This window comes from Candidatus Ryanbacteria bacterium CG10_big_fil_rev_8_21_14_0_10_43_42 (genome assembly GCA_002793915.1).
GTDB lineage: Bacteria > Patescibacteriota > Minisyncoccia > Ryanbacterales > 2-02-FULL-48-12 > 1-14-0-10-43-42.
In genome coordinates this window covers 1-3,724 of the sequence record PFEF01000005.1, presented here as the reverse complement: position 1 = coordinate 3,724, position 3,724 = coordinate 1, and the positions used below count along the sequence as shown (strand labels likewise).

Genomic DNA, 3,724 nt, shown 5'->3' with positions numbered 1-3,724 from the left:
TTCTGCCCTCCAAGTATTCGGGCAGTGCGTGGGGCTTCAATGCGAATTTTGTTTTCGCTTCGCGGTTAAAAGGTGGGGGTGGTTGGAGGGAAAAAATTTTGTAAAAATGGCGAGACAATTTCCGATTGTCTCGCCATTTGGTTTTTGGGGAACAGAGTCAACTACGGAAGTCCGAGCATTCTCTGTGCACCTTTGATGAGCGATTTGAGAAGATCCTTGTCACCGTTGTAACGGCGTAAAAGCTCTTCCGGATCGAGAAGTTCTCTCTCGAGGGCGTCTTCGGAAGGAACGAACTTGACGAGGTTGATGTTATTGCTTGCGAAGAATAGCATCACCTTTGTTGAGGTTGAGGAGGTGAGCACCGCATATGGCACGGCACCTCGTACATACGCTCCAGCTTCTTCCAGAACTTCACGTTGCAAGGCCACGAGGGAGTCTTCATCACCCTCTCGATGACCACCCGGAACATCCCATGTTCGCTCGTTTTTAGCCGCAAGGATCTTGCTACCCTGAAACGCCACGAGAAATACCGCACTGACATTCTCTTGCAGTGGAAGCGTTTCAGCCGGATCCAAGAACCGATGAGTGAATTGTGTTGACATGTTATTTTTCCTTTATGTTTAGAGAAGCAGTGTTCCCGTTTGAAGTTACTTCAATCCTGTCGCCACTCGTGATGTCAGCAAGCATCCGTTCGTCGCAGTGAATGACCATATCCAGACGACGGTCTTCGTAGACCGAATACTGCAGATGGTCATGTTCACGGTATTCTGGATGAGCAATAAGCACCACGCCGTTGCGTACATGGTGTGGTAACGCCTTCAGAAAGCCGAATGTGCCATCTCCTCTGTCATGAGAAACAAGAAAGACGGGATGAGAAATCCCATCAATCATAACTCCGAGGTCTGATAGGCGTGTAGCGTCGCGCATATCAATTACTACACCATCCTCCAACTCACCTACCGAGTGATATAGATGCGATGGCGGAATGACGATATTTCCTTGCGTTTTTTTGAGCACCCTCCTGAGCGAACATGCCTGCAGGTAGTTCCTCTCGTGAGGCCTGCTAACAGGACGCATCTGGACGATGTGGAGAACATTTTTTTCTCCATCTTGATCCACAAGGAATTCTACATCCACCGGAACTGGTTCTCCATAAAAGTTGTCATGGAGATTCCAGAGCACGCTTGCGATATGATGCCAAGTCGCCTTGAGGTCCTCAGCATGATTCGGAAGTGTGGTGGACAAAAGCCCGTCTCGCCTCAGAATCATTTCATGTCCTCCTATGTATGGCGATCCGACGATTGGGTTGAGAAAATACCGAACTCTTAGCTCGTCCGGATATGTGTACGCGGCCGCATGAATGATAGGTGTTGCCACCAACTTCATTGCCATAAGTCCGACATCTCGACTCGTTGAATGGATGTTGTGATGTGACAAGTAGTAATTGGCATAAGGAGTGAAGCTTCCCGCCAGCACCCTTGCCACACCAAACTTAACGTAGTCCTCGAGTCCGATATCTCTCAAAGGAATAACAGTCTTACACACACCTGCGAAAGAAAGACTGTTCGATCCTTCAAGAGACGAGCTGCCACGCAGAATTGGGTTAGCGTCTGTGACGGTCTTGATTGCAGAGATGATTTCCGGTAGGTAAGGCTCCAGTAGCACCCGATAGGCATTAACTCTTTTCTCACTTAGTGCCAGATAGCCCCGGGCATCTTCATCACCGCCTGTTTCCTCATAACGCTCATTTACTTCGTGAGCGAAACTTGTGGTAATAACCAGAAACTCTGGAATTGAAAATCCAAGATCTCTGGCGATAACGCTTAGCTTGGCAAGAACCGAGGAGCGTTGACCACATGTTCTCGCCATCTCTTGGATAGAGGTTTCGTTGAATGACCTCTCGTCTGGTTTCCAGAATTGGATTTTCACCGGTTTTCTCCTTTTGATTTTTGAGCAATAACACACAGAGAAAATGGATTTTGTGAATCATCATTCACTCCGTATATTTTTGTCGGGTCTTCGTTTGGGTTGTAGCGTTCGGGGTTTTGAAACCCGTTTTGATTAAGAAGCTCTTTGAGGAGCTCCTCGTTAAACAGGAATCTGTGTCGCCATTCATTTTGCGTTCTTGAAGTTTCGTACCCAACACCGTAGATCTGTGCCAGAACTGCGGTTGTGTCGGTTACAGAAACACTTCTTCTTCCCTTGGAGTCTATCCCTCTCAGAAGCGCCGTAGCTATTATCTTGAGATCTGGGACGATGATTCTTACTTGACCATGAGGGACAAGAACACGATGCCATTCTGTAAGTAGTGATGGCATTTCGTCCAAGAAGAAGTGTTCGAGAACGTGCGATGCCCTGATTTCATCAAAGGCTTTTGTCCACCCTTGGGGTAAACGACGTATGTCATACAGGACATCCGCCGCCGACCCCTCCACATCTACATTCAGCCACGGTGCCGGGAGTTTTTTGGTTATGTCCCTTCCGCAGCCGAGGTTGAGTTTTGAGTAGTCTCGATCAGCGATCCTCATCATTATTTCCTCCATTGTTTTCTTTTGTTGATTTGAGTGGAATCCAGAAATTTTCCAATCGCCCGCGGAAGCAGACCAAAAGGAAAATTTCAATCCTTACGATTATGCGGATGCACTTTTCCATGAAACGATACAGGAAATGGTGAAAACGCACATCGAAGGGTGCTTGGCGAAGTTGTTTGCGGTCTGGTTTACGCTCAAAATCCTTATGAAGATAAGCGTGTTCCGGAAACAATGCGTCAAGACGTCGTAGCTCAATGAGCAAACGTCGTTGACCGTGATAGAAGTCTGTTATCGTTCGTGGAACTGTAAACTCAACGACCGCATTATAAACTTCTTGAATACTCTCGGGGCCGTAGCGTTGCACCAACACTCTGGAAAGATGAATATCGTCCACAATGGGTCCGGCATCCAATCGCATCCATTTGTGACGCAACTGTTTTACCCGTTCCTTTTTTCCGTCGTCCCAGAAAAATAGTTCCGTGGGGCGGATAAAATATCCCCGTCCATGGAAGTATCTTCTGGATGTTAGAAAGTGTGGGAACGCATAATGGACTGACTCAATCCATTCCACGATTGTTTCGTATCCGTGGTTTAGTGCTTTGACGCGAGAGTAAGCCACTTTCAGTTGCGAATTTTTTTCCATCATATTCCATAGATGTAGCAGGCAATAACGATGCACGATAGTGTCAGCGTCAAAGAATGCTGTCATCCCATGAAGATGGCGAGAAAGAAGAATGGTTCGCTGAGCTTCCATCTTGCCCTCTTGCGAGTACACGACGTAAATATCAAGGCGAGATCCACAATGCTTCTGAACGAGATGTTTCGCAATTTCCTCGGAGCCGTCAGTAGAGCCGTTAATACAAATGATTGTTTCAACAGTAAGATGAACAGGAAGAAGATCCACAGAGTCCCTGAGGGATCCAATGAACCTCTCAAGCGTTCGCGATTCGTTTCGAACCGGCACGCCAATTGTTAGACTGTTTTCTGTACGCATATTTTCCTTATTGTTAAAGAGCTATGAACCATAGAAAATCAGTATGATCTCCTATCTTCTGAATTTCCATTTCTACATATATAATAATTATGCAATTAATACAAGGGGCATATTTTTCCCTCCAACCACCCCCACCTTTTAACCGCGAAGCGAAAACAAAATTCGCATTGAAGCCCCACGCACTGCCCGAATACTTGGA

5 protein-coding genes are annotated in these 3,724 nt (G+C 46.7%); all 5 read right to left on the bottom strand.

The genetic code is table 11. The features are described 5' to 3' along the window. Positions 1 to 161 precede the first annotated feature (161 nt). Positions 162 to 602 (bottom strand): hypothetical protein, encoded by a 441-nt coding sequence (locus COU90_01470; GenBank protein ID PJE64494.1) that lies wholly within the window; start codon positions 600 to 602, stop codon positions 162 to 164. 1 nt (position 603) lies between these two features. Next, positions 604 to 1,929 (bottom strand): hypothetical protein, encoded by a 1,326-nt coding sequence (locus tag COU90_01465; GenBank protein PJE64493.1) that lies wholly within the window; start codon positions 1,927 to 1,929, stop codon positions 604 to 606. Continuing rightward, positions 1,926 to 2,543, bottom strand: a complete 618-nt coding sequence (locus COU90_01460; GenBank protein ID PJE64492.1) for a hypothetical protein — start codon at positions 2,541 to 2,543, stop codon at positions 1,926 to 1,928. The genes COU90_01465 and COU90_01460 overlap by 4 nt, the downstream gene beginning before the upstream one ends. Next, positions 2,515 to 3,525, bottom strand: a complete 1,011-nt coding sequence (locus COU90_01455) for a hypothetical protein (GenBank protein PJE64491.1) — start codon at positions 3,523 to 3,525, stop codon at positions 2,515 to 2,517. The genes COU90_01460 and COU90_01455 overlap by 29 nt, the downstream gene beginning before the upstream one ends. Positions 3,526 to 3,538: 13 nt before the next feature. After that, positions 3,539 to 3,724 (bottom strand): hypothetical protein (locus COU90_01450; GenBank protein ID PJE64490.1); only part of this gene is annotated, 186 nt, incomplete at its 5' end.